The sequence below is a fragment of the Clostridioides sp. ES-S-0005-03 genome (assembly GCF_020658455.1).
GTDB lineage: Bacteria > Bacillota > Clostridia > Peptostreptococcales > Peptostreptococcaceae > Clostridioides.
Genome location: NZ_JACVWI010000002.1, coordinates 37,786 through 55,368, shown reverse-complemented (window position 1 = coordinate 55,368; position 17,583 = coordinate 37,786). Strand labels below are relative to the sequence as shown.

Below are 17,583 nucleotides of genomic sequence, written 5' to 3'. Positions count from 1 at the left end.
TTTTAGATTGTAGAGTATTTTAAATTATTGAAAAAAAAACTTCTTGGTGGTAAAATAACACTAATAATATGAAAAAATGTAAAAATCTATACCAAGAAGGGTGAAGAAATGTCGAAAAGCAATAATAACAATAATTCAAGAAACAAATCTAAAAATACCAGCTATCTAAATAGAAAAAAAAGAAAAATAAATAAAAAAAAGTTAGTAGTACTGATTTGCTTTACAGCGTTATTTTTATTTATTGCATTTAAGGCTACTCAAGGTGTAGTAGCTTTGGTCAAAGGGATGGATAAAAATAATAAAGCAAATCAACAACAAAAAGTTGACTCAGAACAATTTGACCTTGGTGATGAAAACGAAAATAAAAACAAAAAATATACTGTATTTATAGACCCAGGTCATGGAGGAAATGATAAAGGAACTCAAAGTAAAACTAGTAACAGATATGAAAAAGACCTCACTTTACAAATTTCAAAGAAATTAGCAAATAAATTAGCTAAGCAAAAGGACATTCAAGTAGTTGTATCTAGAACTGATGATACATATGTATCATTAATGGATAGAGTAAACTTAGCAAAAAATAGCTCTGCTGATGTACTTGTTTCTATACACTTAAATGCAGAAAAAAATGGAAATACAGCAACGGGTATAGAAACATGGTATAGAAATAAAGCTACAGATGGCTCAAAAGAATTTGCACAAACAGTTCAAAGTACAATAGCATCTTATGTTAAAGTAAGGGATAGGGGAATAATTGAAAATAATTTTGAAGTACTTAGAGAATCAAATATGCCAGCTATATTAATAGAGTGTGGTTTTTTAACAACGCCTTCAGAAGAGCAAAAAATAATAAATGCGAAATATCAAGAGCAACTTACAGAGGGAATTGTTCAAGGTATACTTTCATATTTGGATTCTAAGGGAAACAAATAATTTAATTATTATCTAAATGTAAAAGTTAAATTAAAAATGCAAAGGTGTGAATTATATTAAAAGTATGATTTCATACTGAAAAGATTATTTAGATTCAAGAACTATGAAACTACAGACTGTTTTATGTATGTCTGTCTTCATAGTTTTTTTTGTCAAAATTAGTTGGTATTTGAAAAAAATAGAGAAATAAAATCGTAGAAATAGAGTTATTTATATGTGATTTTAAGTTAGATTGATTTACTAGCAATTGTGCCTTATAATTAATATATAATATAAAAAAAGTTTGATTGTAAAATAATTTAAAAAATAATATAGGGGAATTTATATGAATAAAAAAAGTATAATGAAAATTTGTTGGTTAAATAAAATAGTTTTTATTATAATTGGTGTTTTGGGAATAGTTTTACTTACAAAGCATATTGGAATAGACATTAAGAGTCAAATTTTGCTTTTATTAATCTTATTTAGCATAAGTATGTTTATTTCATACCTTAAGGTTAAGGCATATGAAGACGAAATTAATTTAGATATCACAAGTAATTTGGATAAACTTATAAACATAACTAAGGATGATGACTTTTTACAACATATTCAAAGTTATATATTTGCTAATAAGAGAGAAAATTGTGTGTTAGCATGCTTTGATTTATGCAGACTTAAACTTATAAATGAGATATATGGTTATAAGCTAGGGGATGAAGCATTAGACAATATCTCAAACAACTTAAAAAATTATTTTGGAAATGAAGCTATTTATGGAAAGTTAAAAAGCGATGTCTTTTTATTAATAATAAAACTTGAAGATAGAGATGAAAAGATTCCTAATTTGGCAAACCTTATTAAAAATAAAATTGTGACCTTGAGTCAGATAGATAGTTTTAAAATGAATATAAACATTGAAGCTTCTATTGGTATTTATAAATTTAATAATGATGAAATTGACATAAAAAAAGCCATAGATAATGCTGATATGGCAAGAATTAAATCAAAAGGATTAAAGCATATAGAATATGTTGAATTTGATGATGCTATGGAAAAAGAAATAAAATCACTTATGAAAATAGAACAAGATTTATTTTTAGCTATTAAAAACAAAGAGTTCATAATTCACTACCAACCTAAATTTGATTCAAGTACAAATAAAATTATAGGTTCAGAAGCATTAATAAGATGGATTCATCCAACCTTAGGTATGGTTGCTCCAAATAATTTTATACCTATAGCTGAGAAAAGTGGTTTGATAAATAATATTGGTAGATGGGTGATTGAAGAAGTTTTTATTACTATTGATAAATGGATTTCAGAAGGGATAAATGTTTTACCAGTTTCAATAAATTTATCTAGAGTAGAACTTTATAAGAATGATTTAGTAGATTTTTTTAAGTCGATGTTTGATACATATAATGTTCCTAGAAAACTTGTAGAAATAGAAATAACAGAAACAACAGCTTTAAATGATGTAAAATTTATTAGTGAGAGACTTTATGAAATTAAATCTTTAGGTATGAATATATCATTGGATGACTTTGGCATAGGGAACTCAAATTTTATCAATCTTAAGGGGATACCAGTAGATGTTATAAAAATTGATAGGTCACTTATATTAGATATAGTAACCAACTCAAAAACAAAGGTTATGATAAAAGCCATTGTTAATCTTTCGCACGATTTAAATCTAGCTGTTATATGTGAAGGTGTAGAGGATATGGAACAAGTTAAAGTTTTAAATAATATGGGATGTAATTTTATACAAGGTTATGTATTTTCTAAGCCAATAGAAGAATGTAGTTACAAGGAACTTCTTACTGGAAGAAGTAATATAAGTTTAGAAGAGAGTCTTTTGAAAGAATATATGGCAGTTGAGGAGGTGGAATAATGATTTCAGAAGACGTAGATTATGCAATAAGAATTGTAAGAGCTATATTTAATAATGGAGAAAATAATCCAATAGATGTCAAAACAATATTAAAGAATGAAGATATACCAATATTAACACTATATAAACTACTTAGAAAACTTTGTGCAAATAATTTACTTACTTTTAATAAAGAAGATGGAAAGAAATACATGTTAAATGTATCATTGGATACAATAAGTTTGAGAACAATTGTAGAAATAATTGATGGGAAAATATATATAAATAAATGTACTAGATATGTATCTAATTGTAGTAATTGTTTAAAAGGTTGCAAGGTAAATCAGGAATTACTAGAGATAGAAAAAGAAATCTATAAACTTTTATCAAGAAAATCTATAAGACAGATATTAGAATAATAAATTTTTAGCTTAGCTAATAGTTGGAGGTTTTCAGTTATGGATGATATATCTCAAGATAATTTTCTATTATCTAAAGAGTATGAGAATAGTTTAGATGTAGATACTAAAAAAGCAGGTGGAATATACTATACACCTAAAATCATTGTCGATTATATTGTTAAAAAAACCTTGAGAAATCACGATATAATTAAAAATCCATATCCGAGAATTCTTGACATATCTTGTGGATGTGGGAACTTTCTTTTGGAAGTATATGATATTTTATATGACTTATTTGAAAAAAATATTTATGAATTAAAAAATAAATATGATGAAAATTATTGGCAGATTGATAATATACACAATCATATATTGAACTATTGTATATATGGTGCTGATATCGATGAAAATGCTATAAATATACTAAAGGATAGCTTAAAAAACAAAAAGACAACGAATGATTTAAAAGATGAAGGTATTAAAATCAACCTATTTTGTTGTGATAGTCTAAAGAAAAACTGGCGATATAAGTTTGATTACATAGTTGGTAATCCTCCGTATATTGGACATAAAAAACTTGAAAAAAAATATAAAAAATTTCTTTTAGAAAAGTACAGTGAAGTTTATAAAGATAAAGCTGACTTATATTTTTGTTTTTATAAAAAGATTATAGATATCTTAAAATGTGGAGGAACTGGAAGTGTTATAACGCCGAGATATTTCTTAGAAAGTTTGTCAGGAAAAGATTTGAGAGATTATATTAAGTCAAATGTTAATATTAAAGAAATAGTAGATTTTTTGGGTGCAAATATATTTAAAAATATAGGTGTTTCTAGTTGTATTCTTACTTTTAATAAAAAAAAATTGAATGATACGCCTATAGATATATTTAGAATAAAGAATGAAGATGTATCTATAAATAAATTTGAAACACTAGAAGAACTTTTAAATAGTAGTAAATTTGAATATTTTAATATAAATCAAAACTTGCTTTCTGATGAATGGATAATTGTAAATAAGGATAATGAATCTTTTTATAATAAAATACAAGAAAAAGGTAAATATAGCCTAGAAGACATAGCTGTAAGCTTTCAAGGCATAATTACAGGATGTGATAAGGCTTTTATTTTAAGTGAAGGGGATTTAAAGTTAAATTTTGTAGATGAGAAGCTTTTAAAAGATTGGATAAAAAGCAAAAATATAAACAAGTATGTAGTAGAGAAAAGTAAATATAAGTTAATATACTCAAATGATATAGATGACGAGGTTAAAAACAAAAAAATACTTGATGAAATTATAGGTGTGTATAAGACTAAATTAGAAAACAGAAGAGAATGTAAAAGTGGAATAAGAAAGTGGTATGAGCTTCAATGGGGTAGAGAAAAGCTTTTTTTCGAAAGAAAAAAGATAATGTATCCATATAAATCCAAAGAAAATAGGTTTGCTATAGATTATGATAATAATTTTTCAAGTGCAGATGTATATTCTTTTTTCATAAAAGATGAGTATTTAGATAAATTTTCATATGAATATTTAGTTGGAATTTTAAATTCTAGTGTATATGATAAATACTTTAAAATAACAGCTAAAAAAATGAGTAAAAATATATATGATTATTATCCTAATAAGGTTATGAAGATAAGAATTTTTAGAGATAATAATTATGAAGCAATAGAGGATTTATCAAAACAAATAATATCAATTTTATTAAATGAAACAATAGACAAAGACAGAGTAGAAAAATTGCAGATAAAAATAGATAAATTAGTAATAGATTCTTTGGGAATATAAATAAGTATGGATATGAAAAAATATGTTGAATGTTAATAATTTATCTAAATTGATAAAGAAAAAGTTAACCATATAAAAAATATTAAAAATATATACTTTTGAATATTTTTTTGATAAAATAAAAATAAATTTGTACAATTTTATTTTTCTCCAATAGCTAAAAGTAGTTTTTTGAATTAATATTTGCTGAGGAATATAAATTAGGAACGCTTTAAATAGTAGGTGATAATATGAAAGGATTAGTTTTAGAAGGTGGAGGAACAAAAGGAGCTTATCAAATAGGTGCGTATAAAGCTTTAAGAGAACTTGGTATAGAATTTCAAGGAGTAACAGGAACATCAATTGGGGCTTTGAATGGAGCATATATAATTCAAAACGATATTGAGGTAATGGAAGATATATGGCTAAACTATGATTATACTCATTTTATGAATATTGACAAAGAAAGCTATGAGAGATTTAAAAATGTAGATTTTACTACGAAAAATATCAATGCAGTTTTTGAACTTATAAATAAAGCCAGAAAAAATGAAGGTATAGATATAAGCCCATTAAGACACTTGATGGAAACTACATTAAATGAAGATATAATAAGAAAATCAAAAAAAGACTTTGGACTTGTTACAGTTTGGTGGGATAAAAAAATTAATCCTCATCCATTGTATATAGAAGATATGCCACAAGGTAGATTGGTTGATTATTTAATTGCTAGTTCTAGTTTGCCTATTTTCCAAACAAATGTAATGGATGATAAATTGTATTTGGATGGAATGTTTTGTGATAATATGCCAATAGGGCTTTTAGAAGATAAAGGATATGAAGATGTTGTTGTAATTAGGTTAATTGATGATTTTCTTGGAAAAATGAACCTAAATAAACATCAAAATATAAATATAAAAACCATAATACCATCAGAATATTTAGGCGGTTCTCTTAATAAAGATAGAGATAATGTAGAAAAAAATATTCGATTAGGATATTTAGATACCATGAAAGCTTATGAAAGATGCGATGGTATTAAGTATTACTTTGATGTAGAGTATAAGTATGATGAAGAGTATTGTTTTGATAGATTTAGAAGAATGAGTAATGAAACAATACAATGTATTTGTAACTTATTGAATATAAAAAGAGATGTTTCGCTTAGAACTGTTATGGAAAATGTAATACCAAAGCTTGGTGAGACACTTGGTTTACCCAAAAATTTTTCATATAAAGATTTATTTTACTGTGTATATGAGAAAAAACTTGAAGAAAATAGTATAAATAGGGTGAAATTATATGATTTTAATAAGGTTATAGATGTTGTAAATACAAATATTGATTCTAATAAGAATTTAGCATCAAATTTTGAAATTAGACCTAAAATCAGTATTAAAAAGAACAAAAACACAAAATTATTGACAAATTGTATTATAAAAGACTTAAAAAGTCAAAGTTAAATAAAAAACAAAAAAAAATTTGTAATTATACTCGAAAAAAGTGTATATTAGTAGTATAATATTTTTGTAGCACTAGTGGGAACAAAAAATGACCATAGGACAAAAAAGTACCACTAAGTGCCATTAAAGTAAAAAATAGGAAAACAATTTTAAAAAATATAAAATGTTAGGTTTATAGGAGGATTTAAAAAATGGAAAAAGTAGTTAGTATCAAAAATGCAAGTGGATTACATGCTAGACCAGCAGGAATGTTTGTTAAGAAGGCTGCTGAGTTTAAATCAACAGTAGAAGTTGTGGCAAAAGACAAAACTGTAAATGCAAAATCAATCATGGGAATAATGAGTTTAGGTTTAGCTCAAGGAGAAGAATTAAAATTAGTTGTAAATGGAGAAGATGAAGAAGTAGCTTTAGCAGCAATGGTTGAATTAGTTGAAAGTGGATTTGGAGAGTAGATATAATAATTTCTAAAAATTTGGTATTTATAATCTAATCATTGCTTAGAGTAAAAGTAACAGAGAAACATTAAAAATATACAGACAAAAGTTTGTAAATATTTAGTTTCTTTGTTACTTTCATGTTTATTTAATCAGAAGATTAAGATTATTATTAATTGGGTATGAAAATATAAATATTTTAAATGATGAAATAAGTAAGATATTTTTAATTATAAATTTGGAATCAAAATACAGAAGATATTTTTAGGAGGTAGGGTTATGGCTTACAAAGGAATAGGAGCTTCTCCTGGTATTGCTTTAGGGAAAGCGTTAGTAGTTGAGCATAGTGAGTTAGTAATTGAGAAAAAAACTATAGATAATGTTGAAGCGGAAGTTGCTAAATTAGAAAATGCAGTTGTAGTTTCTAAAGAAGAATTAATAAAAGTTAAGGAAAAAGCTTCTCAAGAATTAGGAGAAGAAGAGGCAGAAATATTTGAAGCACATTTATTAGTTTTAGAAGACCCAGAGTTAATTGGTTCTGCAATTGATAAAATCAAAACTGAAAATGTAAATGCAGAATATGCTTTAAATGAAATAAAAGAAATGTTTGTTAGTATGTTTGAGTCTATGGACAATGAATATATGAAAGAAAGAGCAGCAGACATAAAGGACGTTACAAATAGAATACTTAGACATATACTAGGAATCAAAGTTGTTGATTTATCTGCTTTAAGTGAAGAAGTAGTATTAATAGCACATGATTTAACTCCATCAGATACAGCAACTATGAACAAAAAAATGGTTTTAGGATTTTTAACTGACATAGGTGGAAGAACTTCTCATACAGCTATAATGTCTAGAACTTTAGAAATCGCTGCAATCGTTGGACTAAGTGATATAACTTCAAATGTTAAAGATGGAGATTTTGTAGTTTTCAATGGAGATACTGGTGAAGTAATCGTTAATCCAGATGAAGAAACTATAAGCAAATACACTGAGTTAAAAGCTAAGTATGAAGAGGAAAGAAAAGCATTACAATTATTAAAAGGAAAGCAATCAGTAACTCTTGATGGGAAACACGTGGAATTAGCTGGTAATATAGGAACTCCTAATGATATAGAAGGTCTAATAAAGAATGATGCTGAAGGTGTTGGTCTTTATAGAACAGAATTTTTATATATGGATAGAGATTCTTTCCCAACTGAGGAAATACAATATGAAGCTTATAAAGCTGTATTAGAAGGAATGGAAGGTAAACCTATAGTTATAAGAACATTAGATATAGGTGGAGATAAAGAGTTAAGTTACTTGACTATGGAACCTGAAATGAATCCATTTTTAGGTTACAGAGCAATAAGACTTTGTTTAGATAGAACAGATATATTTAAGACTCAATTAAGAGCTTTATATAGAGCAAGTGTTCATGGAAGATTGAGAATAATGTTCCCTATGATTTCATCTTTAGAAGAATTATTACAAGCTAAAGAAGTTGTAAAAGAAGTTTTAGCAGAACTTGATTCTGAAGGTATAGCTTATGCTAAAGATGTAGAAATCGGTATGATGATAGAAGTGCCATCTGCTGCTGTAATATCTGATATACTTGCTAAACATGTAGATTTCTTCTCAATAGGAACTAATGATTTAATACAATATACTTGTGCAGTTGATAGAATGAATCAAAAGATAAGCTATCTTTACAATCAATTTAATCCAGCTGTTTTAAGACTTATAAAGACAGTTATAGATAATGCACATAAAGAAGGTAAATGGGCAGGTATGTGTGGAGAATCTGCTGGAGACCAAAAAATGATACCAATACTTTTAGGTATGGGATTAGACGAGTTTTCTATGTCTCCAATATCAATACTTCCTGCTAGAAAATTAATAACTTCAGTTAAAGAAGCGGATATGAAAAAATTAGCTGATGAAGTACTTAATATGGGTACTGCGGAAGAAATAAAAAGATATATTGAAACAACTTTTAACATGTAATTTATAAAATATATAATATGTAATTTACAAACTTATATTATATAAAATATCCATGTAGATATGTTATAAATAATATGAATAACTCAATAAGTAAAGAAAAGCCATAGTTTATTTTATATGCTATGGCTTTTTTATTATTATAAATTAAAATTTATAATACCTTAATTATAGTTTGTGTTTTTTGTAGACTTATTTTTTAGGTAATTGCACCTGAATATGTATTAATGTTATGTGGATGTACTTTTGAAATATGGTAATATATATTAAGGGTGAATGGTTTAAAGAGTATATATTTAACCTCCTATGGCGAAATTCCTCTTCCTCGTCATAGGAGGTGGAGGATGTAAGCCTAACCGATAGGTTATTTATTTTACTTGATTTTCAAAAAATGTATTGTATTATAAAATCAGTAGTAAAAACTGAAAGGAAGTAACTACAATGAAATTAGATAGTAATAATCATTAAGTATTTTTGTTACACTATCACTTAGTTATGTGTATAAAATATAGAAGAAAAGTAATAGATAACTCTATATCAGATAGACTAAAAGATATATTTGTAGATATCTCCCCAAATTATGGAGTGGAGTTGCTAGAATGGAATCATGATATTGACCATGTGCACTTGTTATTCAAAGTAAAACCAAATACAGAGATATCTAAACTCCTAAATGCTTATAAATCAGCATCAAGTAGAAGAATAAAGAATGAATTTCTAAGTATTCGTAAGTCCTTATGGAAAGAATACTTTTGGAGCAAAAATTATTGTCTAGTAACAACTGGTGGAGCTCCATTGGATGTTGTAAAATAATACATAGAAAATCAAGGAAAGTAGGGATAATATGCTAAGAGCATATAAATATAGATTATATCCAAATAGCGAACAAAAAGAATATTTTGCTAAAACTTTTGGATGTAGCAGACTTATATATAATCTTATGTTATCCGATAGGATTAAAGCATATGAGGAAAACAAGGACTTAGATATTAAAAAAATAAAATATCCTACACCTGCACATTACAAAAAGGAATATGAGTTCCTAAAAGAAGTTGATAGTTTAGCACTAGCAAATGAACAAATGAATTTAGATAAAGCCTATAAAAACTTTTTTAGAGATAAATCAGTAGGTTTTCCTAAATTCAAATCTAAGAAAATAAACTATCAGAGTTATACTACTAACAACCAAAAAGGTACTGTAAGGATTGAAAATGGATATATAAAATTACCTAAACTAAAATCGATGGTTAGGATAAAACAACATAGAATGTTTGATGGAGAAATAAAGAGTTGTACTATATCGAGAACACCAGGTAATAGATATTATATTTCTATATTAGCAGAAACTGAAATAGAGAAACTAAAAACTATTGATAAGAAAATAGGTGTAGATGTTGGATTGAAAGAATTTGCAATATGTAGCGATGGATTTAGAGTAGATAATCCTAAACACTTTAGAAAATCAGAGAAAAGATTAACTAAACTACAAAAGGACTTATCAAGAAAACAAAAAGGAAGCAATAATAGATATAAAGCAAGATTGAAGGTAGCAAGGTTGCATCAAAAGATATCAGACCAAAGAGCAGATTTCCTAAATAAGTTATCAACTAAACTAATACACGAAAACCAAGTTATAGTTATTGAGGACTTGAAGGTAAAGAATATGGTGAAAAATCATAAGTTAGCGAAAGCTATAAGCGAAGCAAGTTGGTCGGAGTTCAGAAGAATGTTAGAATATAAAGCTAATTGGTATGGTAGAGAAATAATAGTAGCAGATAAGAATTTTGCATCTAGTCAATTATGTTCTAAATGTGGATATAAAAATCCATTAGTGAAGAACTTAGGACTAAGAGAATGGGAATGTCCAGAGTGTGGAGCATTCCACGATAGAGATATCAATGCAAGTATCAATTTACTAAACTTAGCCATATAAATGGTAATCATAAGGGTTAGGAACTAGCCCAATAGCTTGGAGATACTGATAACAATAGTTATCTTGACCAAGAAGCCACCACTTCAAACATTACCGTAGGTAGTTAAGTGGATGGTAGTTCACTGATACTAGATTTGAAATGAATTTACCAGATTATATTAATAGCGATACAATTGTATATATAGAAAAAATGGATTTAGGAGAAGAAGAAGAAAAAGATAAAAGAAGTTATAATGTAATATTTGCCAATGATGGGGTAGAAAAAGCTGGTGGGAAGTTAGGTTTTTCTGATATTAATATTGATGTTATAAATGATGGTGGAGTGTGGAAAGTATCTGGATTTACGAAATAAATTTAAACTTAAAATTATTAATGTTAAAATTTGATATTGTATTGAAAAATAATTAAAAGTATTTAATAATAGAATTAAGGGTAAAATAAATTAAGAACTTAAGATATTGAATATGAATGTATAATTCTAATGTGATATCCAGATAAATCCTGAATTTAATTTGAGTTTTAATATATATGGTCTAAGGTTTGATTATTAAAGATTTAATTGTAAGTGTTACAGTTGATGATATTGATGTAGAGATTAAAGTTTAGAGTAGAAAGTGCACCTTAAATTTTAAAATGTAAATTTAAAAATGTAAGCTAGTACAATCTAAAAATTATAATCACTCAATAGATTCAGGGATTTATTTGTTTATTATAAATAAGTGGGAGTAGATTTTTCTACTCCCACTTTGTATATTATTATTTAATCAAAAATTATCACATTAAAATCCTAAGATTAGTTGATATTTCCTGCTTTATTAGCAAATAACTCCTTAATAACATTGTTTCTAGTAGCTAAATCTCCATTAGAATTATTTGTTTTTTTCATAATTACAGAATAACGCTTTTTATTTATAAAAAATATTAAAATCTTATCATCATCAAAGTTGTATTCTTTGTATCTATCAATAGATTCATAACCTAAATTTAAGATGTTTTTATCTTTTATGCTATCTACATCCAAAACATATGATGGGTCAGCCTTTAGTAATATATTAATTAAACATTTTTCTTCACCAGCACAAAATAAATCAACCTTATTTGATATAGACTTAGATTGTTCTGAAGTTATTTTTACAGGAATAAGATTACTATTGCTATCTCTTAAAAGAGAACCATATGTGTCTTGTTGATATACTAAATTAACTTTTTTCTTAGGAACACTTACCATCTTATCCAAATGTACATAATGATGATTTTCAACAAAGCCTTCATTTAATATTTCAACAAAGTTGTCAATTTTACCTAAACAAAAAGATTCTATAGATTCTTTACAGAATTTATTTGTAAATGGTATAATGTTTACGTTTTCCTCGTCTGTATTCCATGCTATAGCATAATCCAATGAATATACTTCTTCCTCTATATCTGCAAAATTATATTGTACTATGTTTCCTTTCAAAATTACTCGACCTCCATCTTATAATATATTTAATATACTTTATAAAACTTATATTATACTTAAATAATATCATAAATTGGATAAATATGATATAGTAAATGATTAAAAAATTGAAAAAAATAACTATAAATGAGTATTAAATATAAATAGTGTATACTAATGGGATGGAAAATGTCCACTATTAACTTTATTACCCCGCATGTTTATAATTAAATTATTAATATAAAATAGAATCTATCGACAATGAATGGACTTTTAAAAGAACTTAATATAAAATTAATTAAATAAATACTTAAAAATGATTTACTTTAATGATAAAATCGTATTAAAGGAGGTTAATTTTATGGATATAAAAAATAAAATTAAATCTATGTTTTTGCCAGATAAAGATGACTATTTAGATGATGAAGAATTTGAGGATGATATAGAAATTAATGAGGATAATTCAGAAGAAGATAATAATGTACATTTAAATGACTTAAGCAGAGTGAAATATGACTATAGAGAATTAAAAGACATAGAAAATCAAACTGAAGAAATGTGTTTACTAGCAGTAAGGCAAGATGGTACAATAATAGAATTTGTAAAAGATAAGACTGATAGGGTGTGCATGGAGGCAGTAAAGCAGACTTATAAAGCTCTCAAATACATAACAAATCAAACCGAAGCTATATGTATAGAGGCCGTAAAACAGAATTATAGAGCCTTATATTACGTAAACGACAAGACAGAAAATATATTAATTGAAGCTATAAGAAGTGCATCAACTCATGATGTTATGGAAGTTTTTAGATTTGTTGAAGAGCAGACAGAAGAGGTATGCTTAGAATTAATAGAAAGGGCATCAAAAAATGATGTGGCAGAAATATTAAAGGATATAAAAGAACAGACTCCAACAATATGCTTAGAAGCAGTAAAAAAAGATGGAAAGTCTTTAGCTTATGTTAAGGAACAAAATAATAGTATATGTTTAGAAGCAGTAAAGGAAAACTACAGTGCATTGCCTTGTGTAGAAGAACAGACAGAAGAAATATGTATAGAAGCAGTAAAGCAAAATGATTTTGCCTTGTATTATGTAAATGAACAGACAGAAAAAATATGTATAGAAGCAGTAAGACGAAGTTATATGGCTCTTCAATATGTAAATAAGCAGACGGAAGAAATCTGTTTAGAGGCAGTAAGAAATGATGGAAGAGCACTACAATATGTAAAAGAGCAGACAGAGAATATTTGTTTAGAGGCAGTAAGACAAAATGGGAAAGTATTACAATATGTAAAGAAACAGACAGAAGAAATATGTATAGAAGCTATAAGGGGCTCATTTAAAGATTTTGAAATAAAAGAAATATTGACCTATATAAAGATACTAACAGAAAAAGTATGTTTAGAGGCAGTAAAGCAAAATGGAAATATTCTTAAATATATAGAAGAGCAAACAGAATCAATGTGTATAGAGGCGGTAAAAGAAAATTACAGTGCTATACAATATGTAAAAGAGCAAACAGAAAAGGTTTGTTTGGAAGCAGTAAATCAAAGTTTTGAGGCACTTAAATATGTAAAAGAACAAACAGAGGATATTTGTTTAAGGGCAGTAAGACAAGATTATAGAATGATAAAATATGTTAAAAATCAAACAGAAAAGATATGTTTAGAAGCAGTAAAACAGAATTATAGAGCTTTGGAATATGTAGAAAATCAAACAGAAAAAGTTTGTTTAGAGGCAGTAAAACAGAATAGAAAAGCACTTCAATATGTGAAGCAAAAACAAAGTTAAACATATATATTACGAAAATAAAAGCAAAACTAAGGTGTATCATAAAAATAAATATAAAATTAAGGATTTATAATAAAAATAAAAGCACATAACTTATATGCTATAAGTTATGTGCTTTTATGCATATAAAGCTTAATAAAACTCTTTTATTATAACTTTTTTATTATATAAAAAATAACAAAATGATTATATAGGTCTTTTTTTGACCAGTTTTACAATTTCAATAACTAGTTTTGAAAAATATATTGAATTTTCTCAAAAAAGACGCTATTCTATATATGTAAAATTTTTTTCTGGAGGTAATAATGTTTAAGAGATATGCTGATAAAATGACATCTGTTTTAATTTATAACAACATGATAGATAACCATGAATCTAGGGTGTATTCTTATGGATTTGAAATATTAATTGCTTTTATAGTTAATATAACGACCATACTACTCTTAGGTTTTTTATTTGGGAAATTTACATATATATTATTTTTTTTAATATGTTACTGTCCAATAAGACAATTTTCTGGAGGGTATCATGCAAATAACTATTTTAGATGTCTATTAACCTTTATTTTTATAATCTTATCTACAATATTTATTATAGAAAATCTAAATGTATATTTATTTAAAAATATTATTATGATTATTGCTAGTATTAGTTGGATTGGAATTTGCATCATGTGTCCAGTAGAGCATAAAAGTAATCCTATAAGTGAGATAGAAAAGTTAACTTATAAAAAAATTGCTATATCTATGTCTACAGTAGTCTTGTTAATGACAGTTTCAAGTTTTTCATCAAATGTATTTATGGATTACTTTATATATAGTGCTTTTGCAATGTTTTGGATTTGTATAATGCTAGTATTAGGTAAATTAAAATCTAAAAAGAATATAAGTAAAATGTGTACGAGGGAGAATTAAATTATGAAAAAGTTTATTGTGAAAATTATGAAGTGTGCTAGTTCATTAGCACTGAGTACTGCAATTTTGTCAGCAAATAGCACTTGTCCATGGATTATACATCAACCCAAGGTACCAAAAGAAATTAAGAATTTAAAAAGATAAATTAAAAACAAGCAATTATTTATATGAAATAATTATAAGAAATATTATGGTTTAATAAATACAAAATAAGCAAATTATTTATATAGAATTATTATAAAAAGAACTTATTATACTTTTAATAAATATAAAATAAGTAATTAGATACAAAAATTTTATTTTATGAGTACATAATATACTTTATTTTGTAATGTATAAGTGTGCTAATTTAGGGGGATATAGTGTATCCATTGAAATGACTTACGAGTAGTAAGTCATTTTTGTATTGTATGTATTTTAAGCAAACTGTATGATATAATGAAGGGTAAAGTTTAATTAAAACAGTAAAAAACTTTAGTATAGATAGTAGTTTAGGAGGTAGGTTATGAGTATAATACATAAATTTTCTATGAATGGATATAATATCGTTTTAGATGTGAATGGAGGAGCTGTTCATGTATTAGATGATGTTGCATACGATTTATTAGATTTTTATAAAGAAAAAAGTAAAGAAGAAGTACTAGATATATTAAAATCTAAATATCAAGAAGAAAAAATAAATGAAGCATATGAAGAAATATTAAATTTAGAAAAAGAAGGTCTTTTATATACAGAAGATACATATCAATATCATCCAAGCTTTGTACATAGAGAGCCTGTAGTAAAAGCATTATGTTTAAATGTAGCACATGATTGTAATTTGAAATGTAAGTATTGCTTTGCAGCTCAAGGGGATTTTGGTGGAGAAAAAGAACTTATGAGTTTTGAAGTCGGTAAAGCAGCAATAGATTATTTGATTGCCAATTCTGGAAGTAGAAAAAACTTAGAGATAGATTTCTTTGGTGGAGAGCCTCTAATGAACTTTGAAGTTGTAAAGCAATTAGTTGAATATGGGAAAAGTATTGAAAAGGATTATAATAAAAATATAAGATTTACAATAACTACAAATGGTGTGCTGTTAAATGATGAAATTATAGATTATATAAATGAAAATATGCATAATGTAGTTTTAAGTTTAGATGGAAGAAAAGAAGTCAATGATAATATGAGACCAACTTTAAATGACAAAGGTAGTTATGATATTACATTGCCAAGATTTAAAAAACTTGTAGAAGGAAGAGCAAAAGATAAGTATTACTATATAAGAGGTACATTCACAAGAGATAACTTAGATTTTTCTAAAGATGTTATGCATTTTGCAGATTTAGGGTTTAAATTAACATCTGTAGAGCCAGTTGTTGGAGATGAAAGTAATCCATATGCACTTAGAGAGGAAGATTTACCAAAAATATTTGATGAATATGAAAAATTTGCGGTGGAGTATGCAGATAGACAGTTACAAGGAGATGGATTTAAATTTTTCCATTTTATGATAGATTTAAATCAAGGACCATGCGTAATAAAGAGAATAACTGGATGTGGTGCTGGAAATGAGTATCTTTCTGTAACACCAAGTGGAGACATATACCCATGTCATCAATTTGTTGGAAATGAAGAATTTAAAATGGCAAATATATTGGATAAAGAAATTGTACTTCCAGAAAAGTTAAAAAATACATTTAGAGAAGCTCATGTATATACTAAGGAAGAGTGTAAAAAATGTTGGAATAAGTTCTATTGTTCAGGTGGATGTCATGCAAATGCAATAAACTTCAACAATGATATATCAAAACCATATGAGTTGGGCTGTGAAATGCAAAGAAAGCGTACAGAATGTTCTATTATGATACAAGCAAAATTAATGTTAGAAGGAGCAAATAATTAAATTTATATCTTAAAGGAGTTGTTTATATATGATTAGAGATTATTTAGAAGATAAACCTTTAATTGATGAAAGTGTCTTTGTAGCAAAATCAGCAGATATAATTGGAAATGTTAAAATCGGTAAAGATTCAAGTGTATGGTACAATGCAGTAGTTAGAGGAGATGAAGGACCAATAACTATTGGAGAAAATACTAATATACAAGACTGTTCAATAGTACATGGAGATGAAAATACTGTAATTGGGAATAATGTAACAGTAGGGCATAGGTCAATAGTTCATGGTTGCAAAATTAGTGACAATGTTTTAATTGGAATGGGTTCAATAATACTAGATAATGCTGAAATAGGAGAATACACTTTAATTGGAGCAGGTACATTAATTACATCTAATAAAAAGTTCCCACCAGGAGTTTTAATAATGGGCTCTCCCGGAAAAGTAGTTAGAGAACTTACTGAAGAAGATAAAAAATATATTGATGAGTCATATCAATGGTATTTAGAAGCAGCACAAAATCAAAAATAACAATTAAAGAGTGGTTGTTTCAAAACATGCTTAAATTTGTTTTGAGGCAACCACTAATTTATTTTATTAGGTTAGTTGGTATTTTAATTTTGAGAAAGCAGTTGTTTAGAATAGGTATGAAATGTCAAAAATAAAAATTAACTGAGTTAAAGAAATTTAATAAAATTACTAGTATATGTGATAAAATTAAATATTAAAGAGGATATAAGATATTAGAGTATCAATTAGTAAAATAATGTCGTAGACAGAG

General features: G+C 26.5%; 16 protein-coding genes. 15 read left to right on the top strand and 1 reads right to left on the bottom strand.

Annotated elements, in window-relative coordinates:
- Nucleotides 1-108: 108 nt before the first annotated feature.
- The 10 genes from IC218_RS09470 to IC218_RS09425 all read left to right on the top strand — a co-directional run bounded on the left by IC218_RS09470 (nt 109) and on the right by IC218_RS09425 (nt 11,130).
- A complete protein-coding gene (locus tag IC218_RS09470; protein ID WP_227434472.1) occupies nt 109-933 on the top strand; it encodes an N-acetylmuramoyl-L-alanine amidase in 825 nt (274 codons plus the stop codon).
- A 325-nt stretch (nt 934-1,258) separates the two neighbouring features.
- Nucleotides 1,259-2,809: a putative bifunctional diguanylate cyclase/phosphodiesterase gene (locus IC218_RS09465; RefSeq protein WP_227824284.1), complete on the top strand. Its 1,551-nt coding sequence runs from the start codon at nt 1,259-1,261 to the stop codon at nt 2,807-2,809.
- Nucleotides 2,809-3,207 (top strand): RrF2 family transcriptional regulator, encoded by a 399-nt coding sequence (locus IC218_RS09460; RefSeq protein WP_227434474.1) that lies wholly within the window; start codon nt 2,809-2,811, stop codon nt 3,205-3,207. Before IC218_RS09465 ends, IC218_RS09460 begins: the two co-directional genes overlap by 1 nt.
- A gap of 39 nt (nt 3,208-3,246) precedes the next feature.
- Nucleotides 3,247-4,980, top strand: coding sequence for an Eco57I restriction-modification methylase domain-containing protein (locus IC218_RS09455; protein WP_227824283.1), 1,734 nt, complete (start codon nt 3,247-3,249; stop codon nt 4,978-4,980).
- A 230-nt stretch (nt 4,981-5,210) separates the two neighbouring features.
- Nucleotides 5,211-6,422, top strand: coding sequence for a patatin-like phospholipase family protein (locus IC218_RS09450; protein ID WP_227434476.1), 1,212 nt, complete (start codon nt 5,211-5,213; stop codon nt 6,420-6,422).
- A 191-nt stretch (nt 6,423-6,613) separates the two neighbouring features.
- Nucleotides 6,614-6,874 (top strand): HPr family phosphocarrier protein, encoded by a 261-nt coding sequence (locus IC218_RS09445; protein ID WP_003422895.1) that lies wholly within the window; start codon nt 6,614-6,616, stop codon nt 6,872-6,874.
- 261 nt (nt 6,875-7,135) lie between these two features.
- The gene (gene ptsP, locus IC218_RS09440) at nt 7,136-8,848 is read left to right on the top strand and encodes a phosphoenolpyruvate--protein phosphotransferase (RefSeq protein WP_227434477.1); all 1,713 of its coding nucleotides are present in this window, start codon (nt 7,136-7,138) and stop codon (nt 8,846-8,848) included.
- A gap of 471 nt (nt 8,849-9,319) precedes the next feature.
- Entirely contained in the window at nt 9,320-9,658 is a 339-nt protein-coding gene (gene tnpA / locus IC218_RS09435) for an IS200/IS605 family transposase (protein ID WP_227824282.1), read from the top strand.
- A 31-nt stretch (nt 9,659-9,689) separates the two neighbouring features.
- Nucleotides 9,690-10,778, top strand: a complete 1,089-nt coding sequence (gene tnpB, locus IC218_RS09430) for an IS200/IS605 family element RNA-guided endonuclease TnpB (protein WP_227824281.1) — start codon at nt 9,690-9,692, stop codon at nt 10,776-10,778.
- Between the two features lie 139 nt (nt 10,779-10,917).
- Nucleotides 10,918-11,130, top strand: a complete 213-nt coding sequence (locus tag IC218_RS09425) for a hypothetical protein (protein WP_227434479.1) — start codon at nt 10,918-10,920, stop codon at nt 11,128-11,130.
- A 441-nt stretch (nt 11,131-11,571) separates the two neighbouring features.
- Here the strand turns inward: IC218_RS09425 and IC218_RS09420 are convergent, their stop codons facing one another.
- Nucleotides 11,572-12,237, bottom strand: coding sequence for a hypothetical protein (locus IC218_RS09420; RefSeq protein WP_227824280.1), 666 nt, complete (start codon nt 12,235-12,237; stop codon nt 11,572-11,574).
- Between the two features lie 343 nt (nt 12,238-12,580).
- Here IC218_RS09420 and IC218_RS09415 point away from each other — a divergent pair, with 343 nt between their 5' ends.
- The 5 genes from IC218_RS09415 (at nt 12,581) to IC218_RS09395 (ending at nt 17,333) form a co-directional block, all read left to right on the top strand.
- Nucleotides 12,581-14,011, top strand: a complete 1,431-nt coding sequence (locus tag IC218_RS09415; RefSeq protein WP_227824279.1) for a DUF4116 domain-containing protein — start codon at nt 12,581-12,583, stop codon at nt 14,009-14,011.
- A 305-nt stretch (nt 14,012-14,316) separates the two neighbouring features.
- Complete coding sequence (locus IC218_RS09410) at nt 14,317-14,925, top strand: accessory gene regulator ArgB-like protein (RefSeq protein WP_227434482.1); 609 nt, start codon at nt 14,317-14,319, stop codon at nt 14,923-14,925.
- A 3-nt stretch (nt 14,926-14,928) separates the two neighbouring features.
- Nucleotides 14,929-15,069 (top strand): cyclic lactone autoinducer peptide, encoded by a 141-nt coding sequence (locus tag IC218_RS09405; protein ID WP_227824278.1) that lies wholly within the window; start codon nt 14,929-14,931, stop codon nt 15,067-15,069.
- A 361-nt stretch (nt 15,070-15,430) separates the two neighbouring features.
- A complete protein-coding gene (gene scfB / locus IC218_RS09400; protein ID WP_227434484.1) occupies nt 15,431-16,810 on the top strand; it encodes a thioether cross-link-forming SCIFF peptide maturase in 1,380 nt (459 codons plus the stop codon).
- A 28-nt stretch (nt 16,811-16,838) separates the two neighbouring features.
- Complete coding sequence (locus IC218_RS09395) at nt 16,839-17,333, top strand: gamma carbonic anhydrase family protein (protein WP_227824277.1); 495 nt, start codon at nt 16,839-16,841, stop codon at nt 17,331-17,333.
- Nucleotides 17,334-17,583: the final 250 nt, after the last annotated feature.

Bases quoted from the DNA above. Each gene is read 5' to 3' on its own strand.
- IC218_RS09470 (WP_227434472.1), top strand. From the start codon at position 109: ATGTCGAAAAGCAATAATAACAATAATTCAAGAAACAAATCTAAAAAT.
- IC218_RS09445 (WP_003422895.1), top strand. From the start codon at position 6,614: ATGGAAAAAGTAGTTAGTATCAAAAATGCAAGTGGATTACATGCTAGA.
- IC218_RS09425 (WP_227434479.1), top strand. From the start codon at position 10,918: ATGAATTTACCAGATTATATTAATAGCGATACAATTGTATATATAGAA.
- IC218_RS09460 (WP_227434474.1), top strand. From the start codon at position 2,809: ATGATTTCAGAAGACGTAGATTATGCAATAAGAATTGTAAGAGCTATA.
- IC218_RS09395 (WP_227824277.1), top strand. From the start codon at position 16,839: ATGATTAGAGATTATTTAGAAGATAAACCTTTAATTGATGAAAGTGTC.
- ptsP (WP_227434477.1), top strand. From the start codon at position 7,136: ATGGCTTACAAAGGAATAGGAGCTTCTCCTGGTATTGCTTTAGGGAAA.
- tnpB (WP_227824281.1), top strand. From the start codon at position 9,690: ATGCTAAGAGCATATAAATATAGATTATATCCAAATAGCGAACAAAAA.
- IC218_RS09455 (WP_227824283.1), top strand. From the start codon at position 3,247: ATGGATGATATATCTCAAGATAATTTTCTATTATCTAAAGAGTATGAG.
- IC218_RS09465 (WP_227824284.1), top strand. From the start codon at position 1,259: ATGAATAAAAAAAGTATAATGAAAATTTGTTGGTTAAATAAAATAGTT.
- IC218_RS09410 (WP_227434482.1), top strand. From the start codon at position 14,317: ATGTTTAAGAGATATGCTGATAAAATGACATCTGTTTTAATTTATAAC.
- IC218_RS09415 (WP_227824279.1), top strand. From the start codon at position 12,581: ATGGATATAAAAAATAAAATTAAATCTATGTTTTTGCCAGATAAAGAT.
- IC218_RS09405 (WP_227824278.1), top strand. From the start codon at position 14,929: ATGAAAAAGTTTATTGTGAAAATTATGAAGTGTGCTAGTTCATTAGCA.
- scfB (WP_227434484.1), top strand. From the start codon at position 15,431: ATGAGTATAATACATAAATTTTCTATGAATGGATATAATATCGTTTTA.
- IC218_RS09450 (WP_227434476.1), top strand. From the start codon at position 5,211: ATGAAAGGATTAGTTTTAGAAGGTGGAGGAACAAAAGGAGCTTATCAA.